Source organism: Amphibacillus jilinensis Y1, from assembly GCF_000306965.1.
Classification (GTDB): Bacteria; Bacillota; Bacilli; order Bacillales; family Amphibacillaceae; genus Amphibacillus_C; species Amphibacillus_C jilinensis.
Genome location: NZ_JH976438.1, coordinates 81848 through 100401 on the forward strand (window position 1 = coordinate 81848; position 18554 = coordinate 100401).

Here is an 18554-nt window from a genome sequence, read left to right on the forward strand (position 1 = left end):
AAAGGTTGGGATAGCATGAAATTACCTTTTAGTAAAAAAGAAAAACAGGTACAGCCAAAGAAAGAAAAAAAGGCCAAAGTAAGAACCATTGGCAAGCGTAAAAAGTTGGTTCTCTTTTTATGGTTTCTCTTGATCAGCAGTCTTGCTTTTGGAATCTATAAAAACTTTACCGCGATTGATCAGCATACGATCCATGAAAGAGAAATTATAGAAAGCCGTATTCAAGATACAACTGCCATTGAAAGTTTTACAAGAAACTTTGTAACAGACTACTATTCTTGGGAAAATGAAACCGAATCATTAGATGAAAGAACCGAAAAATTGAAAGATTATTTAACCGAAGAATTGCAAGCTTTAAATAGTGATATGATTCGAGAGGATATTCCAACTAGCTCCAATGTACAAAATATAAATATTTGGTCAATAACGGAAGAAAAAGAAAATATTTTTTCAGTGGTTTATTCCGTACGGCAAAAAATCACCGAAGAAAAAGACAGTTCCTTAACAAGCTCTACCTATCGGGTTGTACTCTATCAAGATGAACAAGGAAATCTAGTGATTATCCAAAATCCAACACTATGGAATCAACCAGAAAAATCTTACTTCACACCAAAACAAGTGGATAGTAACGGAACGGTGGAATCGGAAACAGCAGAGGAAGTCACTATATTTCTTGAAACTTTCTTTGCTTTTTATCCTACTGCGACAGAACAAGAACTTGCTTATTATGTGAAAAACAATGCTTTACCAGTTATTGAGAAGGACTACACCTTTTCTGAACTTGTTAATCCAGTCTTTCAAGAAATAGATAATCAAATTAAAGTATGGGTTACTGTGAGATATTTAGATGAGACTACTAAAGCTACACAGTTTTCACAGTATGAACTCCTACTCGAAAAAGATACTAACTGGATGATTGTAAAGTAATTTATTTAGCATGTATTCTAATGCGCTAGAATACATGCTATCACTTATTTCAATTAATACTAGATTGTATCATCAAAAGAACTATCTTTCGTTAAAAGGATTACTTGCTTTTACTCTTTTTTCTTTAAGTGCTCGGCCTCTATTTCTGCACTTAGCTTAGGATAATTTTTCTTGAACGATTTTGTAATCTTCGTGATTTTACTAAATGCATAATTTTCAATTTCACTATAAGGAATCCAAATTTCTCTCTTTTGAATTTTTTCATACAAAGAGGAAATCACTTTATCGCGGTGAGTAGCAGGAAGTTTTCTTGTGGTACGTTTTTCCTTCATTTTACTGTGGTAAAGTGTATTAAGTTCTATTGCAATCCATTCTTTTTGACTCTGTTTCAGTTGTGAGAAACGTTTGTTGGATTGGAGGAGCTTTCCATTAACTTTTATATGATTTTTCATCCCCTTACCTTCCATCCTTTATAAGTTTACCTATTAATATCTTTCTGTTTTTTAAGTATAATTTATAATCTTTATTATACCAAAATGAGTGAATTTCATAAATTGGTCTTATAAGAAAGTTGTTCAAACTATACTAATTGAGATCATATATTTATCGACTGTTCGCTTATATTTTGCTGTTTAGTATTTAAAAGCCTTTTGTATGCTGACTTTCTAATGAAACACGCGATATAATGAATCAAACTTTAAGTGTACGCGTGAGAAAGGACATCATATACGAGGAGGGATTACATGATTATGGATAACAAAAAAGAACAACTATTAACGCATGAATTGAACCGTAAATTGTACTTTGCAGAAATACAAGAAAAACTAGTTAAAGTTACCTATAGTTTGAAGGCAGACAGTGTTTATACAATAGACCATGCTATTCCTGAATTGATTAAAATTATTGATCTACTTGAATTGGAACAACGAGCTATAATGCTTGAAATTAAAGGAATAGCCGAATTATCTGATTAAACATGGATCTATGTCAAGGAATTCATCATTTTTAAGTACTTTATTTCTTTACATAGATCAAGGTAAAGTTTGTATTATTTAGGAGGAAATTAAATTAGACTTTTTTATGGTGAAAAAATTTAAAAATAAAAAGTAAAAAAGTGCAACGATTGCATGTTGAATTTCGAATATAAGGGTAACGAAAGCGAAAGGAGCGGAAAAGTGTTAACTGATAAGCGTTTAATCCGTTACATATTAAAAAAAGGATCGAATCAAGCTGCGGATGAATTGATTCGGCGTTATTATGATGACCTGTATTATTATCTTTATCGTCAAGTGGGTAATGGAAATGACGCTCTTGATTTAACACAGGAAGTGTTTATCTCTGCTCTAAAAGGATTGAGTTCTTATGATGATAGCAAATCTTCATTTCGAACATGGCTTTTTCGTATTGGAACCTATAAAGTCATTGACGCACGTCGTAAGGTGAAGATGACTTGGTTAGAATTGAAAGAAGCGGAGTGGGTAGAAGAAAAGGATTTTGATCTTAATTTGTGTCAGAAGGAGCTATTAGAGGCGATTAATAACTATATTGCAAATTTTCATCCGGAAATTCAGGAAGTCTTTCATTTACGAGTCTATGGAGAGTTATCATTTCCAGAGATTGCTTCATTACTTACTCAAAAAGAGGAGCGAATCAAAGCTCAATACTATCGGCTGATTAAGAAAATTAGAGAGGAGTTTCGTGACTATGAATAGAGTCAGAAAGAATAGCCCATTGACACATGATGAAAAAGAAAATAGCATTGCTTTTATTTTAAAAGAAGCTGATATTAAACCAGTAACATTCAGAGTATTTCTTCGTTCTTATATTCAAGAGGTTGGCTTCCGTTATCTTTTTTGGGGGATAGGCGATATTTTATTTATTGTTGGTCTTTTGATGGTAGGAACAGGGATTATGTATTTTTCTGATTTTCATTATTCACTTGAGAATGATTATAGTAACAAAGTTTATTTTACTGTTTTTATGGCATCCCCTCTTTGTTATGCGCTCTTGTATTTTCTTGGCATTTGGAAAGAAAAGCTGTTAGGAACCTTTGAACTAAAAATGACTCTGCGCGTTTCTTTAAAGGAGCTACTCATTTTACGAATGATGGCGTTTAGTGGGATTTCATTGCTTGTTTCTGCAGGGACTAATATCTTTATTTGGCAATTACTTGGTCAGGAACTTTCGTTAATGAGATTGTTCATTCTGTCGTTTACTTCCTTGTTCTTATTTGCAAATATTCAAATCCTTTTAGAATATAAAATACCGATTCATTACAGCTATTGGGTCACGCCAATGATATGGGGTGCTGTTGGAGTTCTTTTAATTTGGCAACAAGAAAAGATTGCTCAGCTTCTGTTCTATCTGCCACTTTCGGTTGTCTCAGGGATAGTTATTAGTTTACTTCTTTTATTTATGTATTTATTGCGGCACAACTATTTTATGCAAAAGGAAGGAACGATTACTTATGCTAATGCTTAACAACGTTAGTAAGAAATTTCAATCCACTCCCGTTTTGGAAGACATTTCTTTAACTTTTGAAAATGGAGTTTACGGATTATTGTCTCCAAATGGTGCTGGTAAAACGACATTATTAAAATTGATTACCACCCTTTTATTTCCTACTTCTGGTGAAATATTGTGGAATGGACAAGCAATCAAGGAGTTGGGAGCAGATTATCGTGGTATATTGGGTTATTTGCCTCAAAGTTTTGGTTATTATGGCAACTATTCACCTACAAGGTTTTTAAAATATATTGCAGCATTACAAAAGATGAATAAGAGAGAAGCGGAAAAAAAGATTGATGAGCTTTTAGAACTTGTTGCACTTTCTGAGGTGAAAAACAAGAAAATGAAACGTTTTTCAGGAGGGATGATTCAACGGGTAGGAATTGCTCAAGCAATGTTAAATAATCCGAAGTTATTGATTTTGGATGAACCGACAACAGGCCTAGATCCCAAAGAACGCGTTCGTTTTCGAAATCTAATTCATCGTCTTGCTCAAGACAGGATTGTCATTTTATCCACTCACATTGTTTCAGATGTGGAAACTATTGCTAAACAAATCATTATGATAAAAAATCATCGACTTTACTGTTGTGAAACACCTTCTCAAATTATGCGGTCAGTACAAGGTAAAATTTTTGAAGTTCCTGCTGACTATGTATTAACTTCAGAACAACTGTTATTAAGTGAGAGACAAAGCGATGAAGGACATTTGCTAAGAATTGCTAGCTCAGTAGTTCCAAAGAAAGGGATAGAAGTAAGCGCGAATTTAGAAGACGCGTTTCTGTATATTTATCGAGATGGGGTGGCTGCAGTTGCTGCGAATCATTCCCTTTGAAATTCGTAAGCTATTGGAACAGCCCATAATTCTTTTGTTTTTTATTGCCAGTTTATTGTTAAACACTATTTTTATTGTTACAGCAGGGGTGGACCAATCTTATGTAAATTATATTCAGGAAACAAAAGCAAAAACAGGAACTTTGATTAACTCTAATTTCCATGAAACTCTTTCTGATCAACCTGCTAGTAAGAAACAACAACGTTTACTAACTGAAACTGCTGAACGGGAGAATATTTTTCAAGGTTATTCAACGGAAGCATTGGGTCAAGAGATGATTGATTTTTTTCAAATACATGGTTCAGTTGCTGAAAAAATGAAAAAAAAGTATGAAAAATTAACTCCTGTTGTCCATGAATTAGCGGAAGAACAGGTTGCATTGGAAGTCGGAGCAGCGGAAGAAACAATGAATATTTTCACCTTTATAAAAGATCATTTATTTCATGTGATTTTAGGAGAAAGTTTAATTTTTGCTTTATTGCTGGGCTTGTATGGAAGTACTTCTGAGAAATTAACAAAAACGGATGTTTTAATGGTGAGTTCAAAAGCAGGACGTAAAACACAAGTGAGTAAATATGCAGCGAGCTTCATTCTCACACTTCTATTTTATGGAATGATGATTATGTTGACCTTTATAATTTTTAATCATATGCATCCTATTGGGAGCTTGTGGCAAACAAGTATGTCCACAGCATTTCACCCAAATTTTTATTCCTCTAATTTACTGGAAACTCACTCATTGGAAATTCCCTTTATCATCTGGCAGCCAATGACATTGTTAAATTACATGGTTCTGTCGATTGGATTAGGTGGATTATTAATCATATTCTGTCATGGATTTAATTTTCTTGTAGGCATATGGACAGAGCATTTCTTTCGAGGATTTATTATATTTGTTGTGCTGTATGTTGTCTTTTTAGGAATTGAACACATCATTAATCAATTTGGTTGGTGGAATATACATGATTTATTGATGTGGCACCCTGTTTCATTGTGGAACAAACAAGGCTATTGGTTTACAGAAATGGGGCCTTATGCAACCATTCCATGGCAAGAATCCTTTGCAATGGTCGTTAATCTATTTCTCTTAGGTATTGGGGTTCTTTTAACAAGCAAATTTTATGTAACTAAGGAGGTGAAATAACGTGTTTCCTGTGGAGTTAAAAAAATTATTTCAACCGATTTTACTTCTTGTAGCACTTTTGATAACGATTGTTTTCTTTAATTTCAACTTGAGTTTTATTCATACATTTTGGCCGAATGGTCCTTTTGTTCCTGTTTATGAGTTTGCTTCAGATTGGCAAAGTCGATTTGGACCAACACTGGAAGAGGAAGAAATAGCCGAAATTGAAGCGGAGTATTTTAACCTTCTTGATCAAGTAGACAAGATAATATCGGAAAACGCTATCGCAAAACAACTTCAAATTACCACTTATGAGGAGTTTGAATCATGGTATGAAGAAAACGTCTCCGGTGGGAGAATCAACGAGATGAATGAAGAAGAGGAAGAAATTATTGAACAAAGTGAGGCGATTGAACAAGACCTGACAGATGAGTCTGGGCGTTCAATGGTGAATCAAATCTATGTCTTACAAAATTTATATCATTCAATCAAGCAATTTGATTCATCGGACACATTTCCTACTAATGAAGACTATACGGAAAAAGAACAAGAAAGAATTTCAGAAACTTTGTTTCTGGAAGAAGAGTGGCGTAACATTTTGCCAACTGAATTATCTTCGGCAATCACTTCACATTTTAATGAGATTTTAAAACTGGTTATTTTTCTATTGTCTTTATTAATTCCTTCTGTTTTTGTTAGAGATCGTCTGGTAGGATTACAAAATATTCAATGGAGCAGCCGTCATGGACGGAATATTCTTTGGACCCAATTTGCTAGTGGTATGGCTGTCAGTTTTTTTGTGGTTACTTGTGTTGTTGGATTCTTTGGAGGTTTATTGTATTTCACTGATTTCAGACAATATTTTTCAAATGGATTAAATTCATTTTTTATGGCTGACTCTTTGCAAGTTTCTTTTTATCAATGGACATTTGGTCAGTGGATGGTAAAAGTAGGATTGTTGACTTTATTGATTGGTATGACCTATAGCAGTATTCTCTTGTTTCTCTCTCAAACTAGTAAACATTATTTGTCCTTACTCATGAAGGTAATACCAGTTGGCTTTGTTTTTATGTTCGTTGCTGATCCAATACTCTATAATGCGTTTTACCTAAATAATGTATTGTATCAATGGACAAAAATTCCAATGATTGAATTATATATGGGAATCCTTCTGTTGGTTATCAGTATCAGTTTACCAATCATTTATTGTATTCGTCAGCGAAATAAAGATTTATTGGATTGATTTAGAATCATGGAATTAAAGATAATGCATGTATTTTCATTAAACAAAGTAAAACGATGAAAGGAGGGTAGAAATGGCTGTAGCTAATCATGAGCAAGATAAAAAATTAATTACCATTTTAATTCCTGCTTATAATGAAGAAGAAGTTTTAGAACAATTAATCAATCGTTTAGAAATTGTTAAAGACTTAAATGGGCGTTATCATTTTGAGTTTTTGTTTGTGAATGATGGAAGTGAAGATCATACAATTCAAATTTTGAAAAAATATAATGCAAATAATCACTATATACGTTATGTAGATTTATCTAGAAACTTTGGTAAAGAAATTGCAATGCTTGCAGGGTTTGATTATGCAAAAGGAGATGCAGTTGTCATTCTTGACGCCGATTTACAACAACCGCCAGAACTCATTAGTGAAATGATAGAGTGGTGGGAAAAAGGATACGAAGATGTTTATGCTGTTCGAGAAAAAAGAGAAGGAGAAAGCCGTCTGAAAGAATGGACTTCAAAATTATATTATAAATTACTGCAAAAAATGTCTAGTGAAAATGTGTATCCTCTTGCGGGAGATTTTCGATTGCTCGATAAAAAATGTATTGAAGCATTACAAGGATTAAGAGAAGCGGAACGCTATACAAAAGGTATGTATGGGTGGATTGGTTTTAAGAAAAAAGAATTGACCTACTATGCGAATGGTCGTGCAGCAGGGGTTACTAAGTGGAGTTGGACACAGCTATTCAAGCTTGCAATCAATGGGATTACATCCTATAGTACCGTTCCTCTGAAAGTATGGTCTTATGTTGGATTTATCATATCAATTTTGGCATTTTTTTCTTTAGCATATGAAGTGGGCAAGACGATTTTGTACGGAACAGATGTGAGTGGCTATCCAACAATGATTGCAGCCATTTTATTTCTAGGAGGAATTCAATTAATTTCCTTAGGATTTATTGGTGAATATCTAGGAAGAGTTTTTGTTGAGACAAAAGGAAGGCCAGCTTATTTTGTTAGAGAAAAATCTAGTGAAAAAATAAATTTAAAGGACTAATTTTATGGAGTGGTTACAAAAAATATATATCAAATATCAGGAAGTAATTAGATATATCTTGTTTGGAGTGTTGACAACAGTTGTTAATATAGCTGTCTTCATTCTGTTTGATACAGTCTTTAACATTCCATATCTTATAGCAAACGCTATTTCCATTATTGCTGCTATTCTATTTGCTTTTTTTACAAATAAAAAATATGTTTTTAAAACGGAATCATCTACATTTAAAATAGCTTTTAAAGAATTTTATTTATTTACAGGTTTAAGATTGATTTCAGGCTTATTTGATATGTTAAGCATGTGGATACTCGTTGACTTCATGAACTTAGAAACGAATTTCTCCAAAATTCTTACACAATTTATAATCGTTATCTCAAATTATATGTTTAGTAAGCTATATATCTTTAAATGAAAAGGAGGGTATAAAATCTTTTCTGATAAGCAGTTATTAAATAAATCTATTTCAAAAAAAACATTTGGTTATTATACTGTACTCTTCTGTATTATGTGTATGGCTATTTATAGTTATTATTTCATATCTGGAGGGTCTTTTATATGGGAAAGTGATGGGTTTACACAACATTTTCTATTGTTTAATGAATATGTGAATATCTTACAAGGTGTGCTAAGAGGAGAAGGTTTCTCTCAATGGGATTGGTCAATTGGTGCAGGGGCGGATACGATTACTTCTTATGGCTACTATGTAATAGGAGATCCATTTGCTTATCTGGGAGTGCTTTTTCCGGAAAGTTTGCGAGAATTTTCTTTTCATTTAATAATGTTTATTAGAATGTGGTGTGTTGGACTTAGTTATCTCATTTTTGTAAGAATATTTAAAGTTTCACATGGTGCTGCTTTACTGGGAGCATTTATGTATACATTTAGTTTCTTCGTTATTTTTAATGCAGATAGACATCCCTTTTTTATTTTACCATTAATCTGGTTGCCGCTTCTTTGTTTAGGAGTTGAAAAAATATTAAAAAGAGAGTCAGCCTTGCTATTTAGTATAATGGTAGCGGTCAGTGCAATTGCTAATTTTTACTTTTTCTACAAGTTAACCATATTAATTTTTATATATGGAATTGTACGTTATGGAATGATTCATAAATTCAAAGATTGGAAGCAATTAGGTAGTTCATTAGGACGTTGTTCGTTACACTACCTTGTCGGTCTTTTGTTGGGTGCAGTAGTCTTTTTGCCAATGGTTGACGGATTTTTAAATTCATCAAGAAATACAGATGGAATAGCAATTAATCTCCTTCTTTATCACGGCAGTTACTATATAGCAACGATTCATAATCTCTTTGTTCCTAATGCATACTTCTGGTCTGCCGGTGGGCTCTCCATTTTTGCATTATTTACCGTTGCTTTTTTATTCAAAACGAAAAAGAAAAAAACATTCTCAGGCATAATGCTTCTAATTTTAGGTGTTTTTCTATTGTTTCCTTTCTTTGGATCGTTTATGAATGGCATGTCTGGACCATATAACCGTTTTAGTTTTGCAATCCCTTTGTTTTTATCCTTTGCAAGTGGTCAATTTTTGGAAGAACGGGATAAGCTACAAGTAAAAGACCTGCGGGTAGTTAAATATATTTTGATAGGCTTCACTTTTATTTATGGAATAGCAGCAATTGCACAACATATGTATTTGTATTATGTTATACCATTAGTTCTGGGCTGGTTGATCTGGTTTATATTGATGTATGAGAAAGAAATAAAAAAGAAAATGGTAAATAAAATCTCTATCGTATTATTGGCATTAGTCATGTTGAGTATGGCAACTAACGCAACGAATTTGTATTACTCATACGGTAATGATTCAATATCAAAAACAATTGAATTGAATACTTCATTGGAGCGTTATGAGAATTTGTTTGGAGGTATTCAAAATCTTTTACCTGAAGAAGACTTGTATCGAGTAGGAGTTACATCACAAGATAGTCATGTGCGTAATCAATTTATTTATCATGATTTAATGGGTTTAAGTACATATCTTTCAGTCACGAATGGTTATTTAGCTGAATTTGCTGAAGAGATGGAAATTGCTTCCTATCAAATTATTCAACCTCTTCGAAATGGTGTTGATGATCGCCGAATAACTAATCATTTTTTAAACATTGAATATATACTAACCGAGGAAAAAAATGAAGCCTATCTTCCATATGGTTATGAAGTTGTACACCGATCAAATGATGTTCCAGCTTTTATTCTTGCAAAAACCGAAGCTAATTTCCCATTTGCATATGTTGAAGATGTGATGATTACACGAGAAAATTTTTCGAAGTTTAACCCAGTTGAAAAAGAAACGTTTCTAACACAGGGTGTTGTTTTAGAAACAACTCAAGATGTTGAAGAAAGAAAAATTGAGGAAATAGCAAATGAACAAATAAAAGAAGTTGAATATCAAATCGAATATAATGATCCGGAACTTCTGCCGCTAGATAAAGACCTAGTAGAGGTTACAGAGAGTGGGGCTCGTTTTAAAATTTCCCTTAAAAATGCAGATGAATTTGCAGGTCATGATATATTTATTTACTTACAAGGTTTAGAGTATGAAACTACGGATATACCTTTTTATATGCCTGATGATACAAGTTATAATATCCGCTTTCTATATGAAGGTCGTGAGAACACTTTACGTCAATCTGATAAATATTCATATAGTACATATTTTTACAGAGAAAATATGTTTGTTAACCTCGGATATACTGATGTGGGAACAGATGATATATTTATTCAATTTGAGGATACTGGAAAATATCATATGAATGATATTACCATTTACGCACTGCCTGCAGATGAAAAAATCGATAAGCAGATTGCTGAGGGAAAATGGGAAAATGCACTAGATATTAAAGTTTTTGAAAATGAACGTATTGAAGGGACTGTTCAAAGAGAAGAACCAGGTATCTTAGTTACAACGATTCCATATGAAAAAGGATGGAAGGTAACAGTGAATGGGGAAGATAGAGAAATAGTCCAAGCTAATATTGGATTTATCGGCGTACCTCTGGGTTCAGGAAATTCAGAAATTGTCTTTTCCTATCAAAATCCATATCTAAAAATTGGAAGTGTATTAAGTTTAATAGGTTTATTATTATTAGGGTTAATTCAGTTAATTCGTCAAAAAAGGAACCCATCTTAATTTGTTATCTAGTAGAGGAAGTCTATTCTGAAATGAATTTTTCCAGTGTTATGGGTTTATTATGACTGTAATTTATGAGTATACAATAATTAATAAAATATAGTAATCTTCTTGCTCAACTAGCTTATGTTTAGTTGGGCTTTTTTGTATTAAACAATTTTATTCCTCTATTAGTAACTAACATTTCTATCAATTTTATATTTTTAGCTTCAAGGAGGTGATAAAGATGATAATAAGCGGACTTTTGTAAAAAAGAGTGTTTCAACAATAATACGATTCATTTGATTTAACGCAGATAAGAAAGTCATACTTTTGTTTTGTGTGTTTCACTACAAATATTTCTTTACTAAGACAACCGAAAACTGTAGTTTGCTGGAGATAAAAAAATATACAACGAAGAAATAACGGTGTTTTTGAAAATAGAGTTTCAGAAAATGTATTAAATTCGCCTTTTTAAGGAGACAGCGATATAAAGGAAAGTATTGCTGTGTTTATTTATTTTTTTGGATATTATTCTTCATTTCAAGAACAGTCTGGAACTGTAATGGATTAATGATGACCTTAATTTATCAATCACAAAATAGTTAATAAATTATATTAAAAATCATGCCCAACTGGCTCATGTTTAGTTGGGCTTTTTTGTGTTCTACAAATATTTCTTTATAAAAGTCACTCTAATATTTGCCAATTTTGAAATTTCACCGTTGAAGGATATGAAAGGGGAAATCATCATCGCCCACCTTTGCAGTATTGCGAAGGGAGATGACTTGCATGATAACACCTAATCGTACCGAATGGCAAATCCGATGTGCATTTAATGCTTTCTGCAAACGTGTATTAAAGAATGCCGCCATTGATATTTACAAGGAACGACGGCGTCAACAGTCGAAAGAGACAACTTTCTCTGATTTAACACTTGTTGAAGCAAATCAACTTTATTCAGTAGATGACTATGGAGAGGGCAATATAGAAGATTTTCAAATCGCAGACAAGAAAATTACAACAGAGTTACTTGCAGAAGCTATGCACACATTGCCAGAGGATAAACGTAATCTTATCCTCTTATACTATTTTCTTCATCTATCTGACGAGGAAATTAGTCAACAACTGAATGTCCCTCGTAGAACTGTTCATTATCGAAGGACAAGTGCTTTAAAACGGTTAAAACGATTTTTGGAGGAGCCTGCAGATGAATGGGATGAATAATATGTCTACCGAAAATAAAGAACGTGGTCTGTTACCGTATTCAATTATTTTAGCTGCAAACAAGGGTGAAGCCGAAGCAATGAAAGTAGTGATTGCACATTATGAAAGCTATATGGCAAGCCTATCCATGCGAAAACTTCGTGATGAACAAGGGAACATCTATTGGGGTATGGATGAAGATGTACGTGATCGTTTACAATCCAAACTTATGCAGTCTGTTTTGGCTTTTAAGATTTAAGTAAACCATGAGTATTTTTCCCCTTTTACTATAAATTCACTGATCCTTGACAAAGAAAGCATGATTAATCTCATGCATTATAAATAGGAAAATCAGATACATTCTGCTGATGAAGAGCTACTGGATTTTTGCGCCATGACTTTCTGCTGAAACGAGCGATAAACAAAGAATCTAATGTAATCGTGGTAGATTACTGGCGATAACTCATCAGTGAGGATAATGATACTCCCCTACCGTCATGGTTCGAGCGTTTGGAGCGTCGCAAGCTATGAGTAGGGCTGGAAGCAATACTTGCAGGGGTGAAACTCCCGTGGAGCTGTACCAACGGCCGTCTGATTTTTCATGATGAATTTATGTGAGGAGGTAGGTTTTATGAAGAATAATTTGATTCTATACAGTATGCAAATTTCTATGTTAAAACAATTACTCACGCATAAGTTAATTTCTGAGAAAGAATATAAAACGGTCAAAAGTAAATTAATGAAAGATTATCATATTATCTCTGATATTACAGGCTGACTTTTGAGTTCGATCGCCGTAGAATATTGGTAACATAATCCAGGGAGGGGTTTGTAATGGCAGAGGTAGAAATTATCAAAGGAAACAATACTAGGTTTAGTCATCGAAGAGGTAAGACTATTGAACAACGTCGAGTAGCAGCATATTGTCGGGTTAGTACGGATACAGAGGATCAATTAAGTAGTTATAAGTCACAAGTTACCTATTATACTGATTTAATAAAAAACAATCCGGAATGGGTATTAGTGGATATATATGCTGATGAAGCAATTACAGGAACACAAACAATTAAACGAGAAAACTTTCAGAGAATGATAAATGACTGTATGAATGGTGATATTGATATGGTTATAACTAAATCAATATCCCGTTTTGCAAGAAATACTTTAGATACACTTAAATATGTGCGAATGCTTAAGGAAAGAGATGTTGCAGTATTTTTTGAGGATGAAAAAATTAATACGCTTACTATGGATGGTGAATTATTACTTGTAGTTTTGAGTTCGGTTGCTCAACAAGAAGTTGAAAATATTTCTGCTAATGTGAAAAAAGGATTAAAGATGAAGATGAAACGTGGGGAATTAGTTGGCTTTAATAGTTGTCTTGGCTATGATTACCACCCCGAGGATAAAACGATTACAGTAAATGAAAAAGAAGCGGAAACAGTACGATATATATTTGAGCGGTATGTTGAAGGTGCTGGAGGTAGTATGATTGCTAGAGAACTTGAAGCTTTAGGTCATAAAACCAACAGAGGATCTACAAAATGGCATGAGTCAACGGTTCTTGGAATTATTAAAAACGAGAAGTATAAAGGTGATCTTTTAATGGGGAAAACTTACACTGTTGATCCCATTTCAGGACGCAGGTTAGATAATTATGGAGAAGAAGATCAATATTATATAAAAAATCATCACCAACCAATAATAAGTACTGAAATGTTTGAAAAAGCAGAAGAAATTAGATTACGCAGAAGTTGGAGTAAAAATACTGTAGAAAAGAATGGTGGAAAACGAGAAAAATATAGTCGCAAATATACTTTCAGCAGTTTGATGAAATGTGCGTATTGTGGAGCTTCTTTAACAAGGCGCAGATGGCATAGTGGGGAAAATTATAATAAGGCAATATGGCACTGTGTTACTAGTACAAAGCATGGGAAAAAATACTGTCCAAATAGTAAAGGTATTTCGGAGGAAGTAATTGAAAATACATTTTTAGAAAGTTATCGTATCATGTGTAATAATAATCAAGATGTTTTAGAAGAGTTTTTGCAAAGAATGGAAGAAAGTTTAAGTCCGGATGCTGTATATGATGAAGTCTCTAAAATAGAAAGAGAGATTGAAAGGATAGAAACGAGGAAAAATAAGTTGATTGATTTGAGATTAGAAGATAGCTTAGATAGAGGTACGTATGAAGAGAAATATAACGAAATTATACAAAAATTAGAAAAAAAAGAGCAAAGGAGGGTTTATTTAAAGGAAAATCTCCAAGAAGAAAATGGTATTAAAAAACGTCTATTAGGCTTTAGAAAGTTATTAGAAAAAGATAAAGGTTTAGCCATTTTTGATCGACATGTTTTTGAAAGTTTAATAGAGAAAGTGATAGTTGGAGAAATTGATAAAGATGGACATACTAATCCTTATGATTTAACATTTATATATAAAATAGGTTCTAGTCATTCATTGGATGGAAGTAATTTTAAACCACCAAGAAAAAATGCTAAAAAAAAAGAATCACCAAATGAATTGTGTTCCTATACACGAAACGAGGTTAACGAATTGTGTTCCAACAATAAGGTCGACACATGTTGAGGTGGTAGCATTGATGTCTAGGGCAGATGAATAAGAAGAGTTGAAGTATTGATATAGCAATACTTATAGGGTTTCATTTAGATTTATTTTATATGAATAAACGGATGAAACTCTTTTTGTTGCTTATACAAAAATTGCTAGAGATTAAGGTTGAGTTGATAGAATGGATTTTGCCAGAAGAGTTGACAGGTTAGATATGTTTGTTAATTTGTGGTGAAAGGAATAAATAATACTCTAATAATAGGTTTTAAATGTAATACTTTTAATTTTAATAAATATTAATACAATTTATTATTAAGACTACTCATACTCTCAAAGATGTTTATTTGAAAATATTCGAAAAATAAAAGGCGATTGCATATAACTTTTGAAAAAAATATGAACTAGATATTATGACGGAAGTATTCGAACGCAAGTTAGTCGAAGCGGCAGAAGGGTTAATGCAAACAGAGATTACAGCGTTGAAATTGTAAGTCCAATTCTAACCTACCGAAAAGACATTGATACTCTACAGGAGCTTGTTCGAAAGATACGGGAAGCGGGAGCCTTTACAAATTCATCTTGTGGCATTCACATTCACTTAGACGGGAGTCCACATACACCAAGGAGCATTAGAAATTTTATAAACATCATAGCAAGTAGGAACGATTTGTTTTACAAGGCACTAGAAATTAAGAATGAGAGAATGCGCTATTGCAAACGAATGGACAACCTTTTGGTTGAAAAGATGAATCGGAAAAAGCCAAAGACAATGCGAGAAATTGAGGACATTTGGTATGAAGGCTACAGCGAAAGCAGAAGTAGACACTACCACAATAGCCGATACCATTTCTTAAACCTACACAGCTTTTTCAGAAGGAATCGAACAGTTGAATTACGTGGCTTTAACAGCGTTCTTCACGCTGGGAAGATTAGAAGCTTTATCGTTTTATCCTTAGCGATAAACAACCAAGCATTAACGCAGAAAAGTGCATCATCGAAAAAGCCGCAAGTTGAAAATGAAAAATTCGCCATGCGAACGTATCTCAACCGAATCGGATTGATTGGAGAGGAATTCGCAAACTGTAGATCACACTTAACCAAACCCTTATCGGGATCAGCAGCATGGAGGTTCCGGGTTGGGTAAGCCACCCGGGATCATTCAAAAGTAAATTGTGAAAGGATTGAAATGATGGGTAAATTATATATTGCCTATGGATCAAATTTAAATCTAGAACAAATGGCAAACAGATGTCCAACCTCAAAAGTAGTAGGAACAAGTGAAATAAAGGACCACAAACTCACTTTTAGGGGGCCATACGCGCATGCAGTTGCAACGGTTGAACCATGGCAAGGGAGAAAGCGTTCCGGTCCTTGTGTGGCAGATTACAGCCGATGATGAAAAGGCACTTGATCGATATGAAGGTTGGCCATATCTATACAGAAAAGAAACAATGAAAATAAAGGTCGATAAAAAGACCGTCAACGCAATGGTCTATATTATGAATGAAGGCAGACCACTTGAACAGCCTAGTTATTACTATTACTCAACCATTTTAGAAGGATATAACAGTACGGGGTTTGATGTTGAATATTTACGTAGGGCTGTTGAAGATTCATATGAAAAAGATGATGCTACTTTAGAGAACGAATCTAATGGTGAGAAATTAGTGTAGACCGAATAATTATGATAAGATATAAAAAAAGTTGAATGTTCAGCAAACGGGCCATTTAGTTGAATAATCGCAATGATCCCTATTAGCACTTGCGGGAAGGAAGATATGAAGATGACATTAAATAATGATTGTTTAAAAGTAGACATTGCTCCAATGGAATCGAAAACCGATGAACTTATTTCTTTTCAAATTAATACAAATAAACCGTCACACCCAATCGTAATTAAAGCCACTGCTAAAGACGACCGTCAAACGACATTTACTTCTAAAGCAACGTATATATCCGATGAAAATGGTTTTATTGATTTAAATCAACACTCTCCGGTAGAGGGTGACTATAACGGTGTGGATGTTTGCGGATTATTCTGGTCAATGCAGTCAAAAAAAGGTCGTATGTTTGTCAAACACCGTTCAGAGCCATTGGAAGTTCACATTGAAGTTTATGATAATGGTAAATTAATAACTTCAGAAAAGGTGACTCGAACATTTTATCAAAATAATGTTGTTAAAAAAGTATTGAATGATGATACGTTGGTTGGATCATTATTTTTCCCCGAGAATGCGGACTCATTACCTGCTGTTGTGATTGTAGGTGGATCAGATGCGGGGGTACACGAATCTGCCGCTGCCTTGCTTGCGAGTGAAGGTTATGTTGTATTTGCACTTGCCTATTTCGGACGAGAGGGATTATCGAAAGGGATTGTTGACATTCCGCTTGAGTATGTAGATCACGCGTTTCAATACTTAAAGGGCTTATCACAAGTTGACCAGGAGCGCTGTGGTATCATTGGATTTTCACGAGGATCGGAACTCGCTTTACTATACGCAGCGCATTTTCCTACCATAAATTCCGTGATTGCTGTTGCACCAAGTGCGGTTGTTTTTCCCGGGATTGTCAATATGCAGCCGGTGGATAAACCAGCTTGGAAATATAAAGGCGAACCCCTTCCCTATTTTCCGGCGGAGCGTACTACGCGAGATACAATATCTTTTTTTAAACACTGGGCTCTCGGAAAGCCGTTCTCAGGTCTGGATGCGATAAATCGTAATCTACAAAACAAACAACAGTTAGAGGACAAAGCGATACCTGTTGAAAAAATTAAGGCACCGATGATGTTTATTGCAGGGGAAGATGATCATGTCCAACCTGCTATATTTTTCACGAAGAAAATGGAAAGACGTCTACAAAATCATGAGTATAAAAGTCAGAATGAGTTTATTTATTATAAGAATGCAGGGCATTTTGCGCCATTTCCCGGCAACCTACCTAACCTCCCTCAGATTACAGGAAACACTCAATTTGGTATGAGAATGATCTTTGGGGGTATAAAGAAAGATAATGCAAAGACAGCAAATAATTCGTGGGAACAAACCGTACAATTTTTAAACAGCACATTAAAAAAAGAAATTTAGGATACTCTCAGTGCTCAATTAAACAATCGGGCGCTTTTCTGGAATAAACTTTTGCGCCCGTTATCGGTTAACTAAGGGGTGAAAAAGGTGTTTTTTACATCCGAAAAAGACATTGTTTATTCTTTGCTTTGCTGGGGGACAATTATTTTTACCTCATTGGCTATCTTTCTTAATTTTTCCTTAAGTGTACTCTCTATTTTTTCAGCATTAATTGGACTATTAGCTATAGGATTTTTAATTTGGGTCTGGTTCGGTACAAATTATAAAGTCGAGGATAAAAGTATACAAATTAAATATGGACCCTTTAAAGAAAAAGTTCTCATACAGGATATAAATGAAATTGGAAAAAGAAAGAGTAAATTGATAACACCTGCCTTGGCAATAGATAGGGTGTTATTACGGTACGGAAGATATGGAGAAATCTTGATAACCCTTAAAAATGAAAGCGAGTTTATTGATTTACTTTTAACCAATAATCCCCGAATAACGTTAGAAAACCATTATCTATAACATAAACAAACGGGCGCGATTGTGGAACAATTAAATAGATGTCTTAAGCTCAGATAGCAATCTGGGCTTTTTTGTCGTGCAAAACTTTATAAATTCATTTAGTTTTTTAAAATTATTTGCTAAGGGGGTGGTGGTAATTAGAAAGTGTAAGCGTCAAGTAAAAATGAACACTTTTTGCTAATTAATTCTGAACACTTTCTCCCTTAAATATGGATGTTCGATTCTTCATTCGATGACTGTCTTCCCCCTGAAATTGAATAACTTCTACTCGATGTAGAATCCTATCCAAAATGGCTGTAGTGATCCCTTGGTCACCTAATAAATCGCCCCACTCACTTGGTCCCTTATTTGAAGTTAATATAATAGAGGCCTT

Annotated in this window: 19 protein-coding genes and 1 pseudogene; 18 read left to right on the forward strand and 2 right to left on the reverse strand. The window is 33.8% G+C overall.

All coding sequences use genetic code 11. The features are described from left to right. Positions 1–15: 15 nt before the first annotated feature. Positions 16–927 (forward strand): conjugal transfer protein, encoded by a 912-nt coding sequence (locus B494_RS0113195; RefSeq protein WP_017472864.1) that lies wholly within the window; start codon positions 16–18, stop codon positions 925–927. 110 nt (positions 928–1037) lie between these two features. Here B494_RS0113195 and B494_RS19390 read toward each other — a convergent pair whose 3' ends face one another. Then, positions 1038–1379, reverse strand: a complete 342-nt coding sequence (locus B494_RS19390; RefSeq protein WP_017472865.1) for a hypothetical protein — start codon at positions 1377–1379, stop codon at positions 1038–1040. 291 nt (positions 1380–1670) lie between these two features. On the opposite strand from B494_RS19390, the gene B494_RS0113205 reads away from it, so the two are divergent. The 17 genes and pseudogenes from B494_RS0113205 to B494_RS19405 all read left to right on the forward strand — a co-directional run bounded on the left by B494_RS0113205 (position 1671) and on the right by B494_RS19405 (position 18181). Continuing rightward, positions 1671–1901, forward strand: coding sequence for a hypothetical protein (locus B494_RS0113205; RefSeq protein ID WP_017472866.1), 231 nt, complete (start codon positions 1671–1673; stop codon positions 1899–1901). A gap of 201 nt (positions 1902–2102) precedes the next feature. Continuing rightward, positions 2103–2639 carry an RNA polymerase sigma factor gene (locus tag B494_RS0113210; RefSeq protein ID WP_017472867.1) on the forward strand — a complete coding sequence of 179 codons (537 nt, stop codon included), beginning with the start codon at positions 2103–2105 and terminating at the stop codon, positions 2637–2639. Further along, positions 2632–3408, forward strand: coding sequence for a hypothetical protein (locus tag B494_RS0113215; RefSeq protein WP_017472868.1), 777 nt, complete (start codon positions 2632–2634; stop codon positions 3406–3408). Before B494_RS0113210 ends, B494_RS0113215 begins: the two co-directional genes overlap by 8 nt. Next, positions 3395–4270 (forward strand): ATP-binding cassette domain-containing protein, encoded by an 876-nt coding sequence (locus tag B494_RS0113220; protein WP_017472869.1) that lies wholly within the window; start codon positions 3395–3397, stop codon positions 4268–4270. The genes B494_RS0113215 and B494_RS0113220 overlap by 14 nt, the downstream gene beginning before the upstream one ends. Next, complete coding sequence (locus B494_RS0113225) at positions 4248–5414, forward strand: hypothetical protein (RefSeq protein ID WP_017472870.1); 1167 nt, start codon at positions 4248–4250, stop codon at positions 5412–5414. The genes B494_RS0113220 and B494_RS0113225 overlap by 23 nt, the downstream gene beginning before the upstream one ends. Before the next feature lies 1 nt (position 5415). Further along, the gene (locus B494_RS19395) at positions 5416–6636 is read left to right on the forward strand and encodes a hypothetical protein (RefSeq protein ID WP_017472871.1); all 1221 of its coding nucleotides are present in this window, start codon (positions 5416–5418) and stop codon (positions 6634–6636) included. Between the two features lie 73 nt (positions 6637–6709). Then, a complete protein-coding gene (locus B494_RS0113235; RefSeq protein ID WP_017472872.1) occupies positions 6710–7684 on the forward strand; it encodes a glycosyltransferase family 2 protein in 975 nt (324 codons plus the stop codon). A 4-nt stretch (positions 7685–7688) separates the two neighbouring features. Next, entirely contained in the window at positions 7689–8096 is a 408-nt protein-coding gene (locus B494_RS0113240) for a GtrA family protein (protein WP_017472873.1), read from the forward strand. Positions 8097–8195: 99 nt separating this feature from the next. Beyond that, positions 8196–10829 carry a YfhO family protein gene (locus B494_RS0113245; RefSeq protein ID WP_017472874.1) on the forward strand — a complete coding sequence of 878 codons (2634 nt, stop codon included), beginning with the start codon at positions 8196–8198 and terminating at the stop codon, positions 10827–10829. Positions 10830–11600: 771 nt separating this feature from the next. After that, a complete protein-coding gene (locus B494_RS0113250; RefSeq protein ID WP_017472875.1) occupies positions 11601–12035 on the forward strand; it encodes an RNA polymerase sigma factor in 435 nt (144 codons plus the stop codon). Further along, on the forward strand, positions 12019–12273 hold the full coding sequence (locus B494_RS0113255; RefSeq protein ID WP_017472876.1) for a helix-turn-helix domain-containing protein: 255 nt from the start codon (positions 12019–12021) through the stop codon (positions 12271–12273). Before B494_RS0113250 ends, B494_RS0113255 begins: the two co-directional genes overlap by 17 nt. A gap of 372 nt (positions 12274–12645) precedes the next feature. Then, positions 12646–12792 carry an SHOCT domain-containing protein gene (locus tag B494_RS0113260; RefSeq protein WP_017472877.1) on the forward strand — a complete coding sequence of 49 codons (147 nt, stop codon included), beginning with the start codon at positions 12646–12648 and terminating at the stop codon, positions 12790–12792. A 56-nt stretch (positions 12793–12848) separates the two neighbouring features. Continuing rightward, positions 12849–14603, forward strand: a complete 1755-nt coding sequence (locus tag B494_RS0113265; RefSeq protein ID WP_017472878.1) for a recombinase family protein — start codon at positions 12849–12851, stop codon at positions 14601–14603. A gap of 400 nt (positions 14604–15003) precedes the next feature. After that, a pseudogene (locus tag B494_RS20605) lies at positions 15004–15729 on the forward strand (amidoligase family protein); the annotation flags it as partial. A gap of 178 nt (positions 15730–15907) precedes the next feature. Then, complete coding sequence (locus tag B494_RS19950) at positions 15908–16258, forward strand: gamma-glutamylcyclotransferase family protein (RefSeq protein ID WP_241211423.1); 351 nt, start codon at positions 15908–15910, stop codon at positions 16256–16258. 111 nt (positions 16259–16369) lie between these two features. Continuing rightward, positions 16370–17671 carry an acyl-CoA thioesterase/bile acid-CoA:amino acid N-acyltransferase family protein gene (locus B494_RS0113275; protein ID WP_017472880.1) on the forward strand — a complete coding sequence of 434 codons (1302 nt, stop codon included), beginning with the start codon at positions 16370–16372 and terminating at the stop codon, positions 17669–17671. 87 nt (positions 17672–17758) lie between these two features. Then, positions 17759–18181 carry a PH domain-containing protein gene (locus tag B494_RS19405; RefSeq protein WP_017472881.1) on the forward strand — a complete coding sequence of 141 codons (423 nt, stop codon included), beginning with the start codon at positions 17759–17761 and terminating at the stop codon, positions 18179–18181. Between the two features lie 181 nt (positions 18182–18362). Here B494_RS19405 and B494_RS0113285 read toward each other — a convergent pair. Then, a partial coding sequence (locus tag B494_RS0113285) for an ATP-binding protein (protein WP_026065252.1) occupies positions 18363–18554 on the reverse strand: 192 nt, incomplete at its 5' end.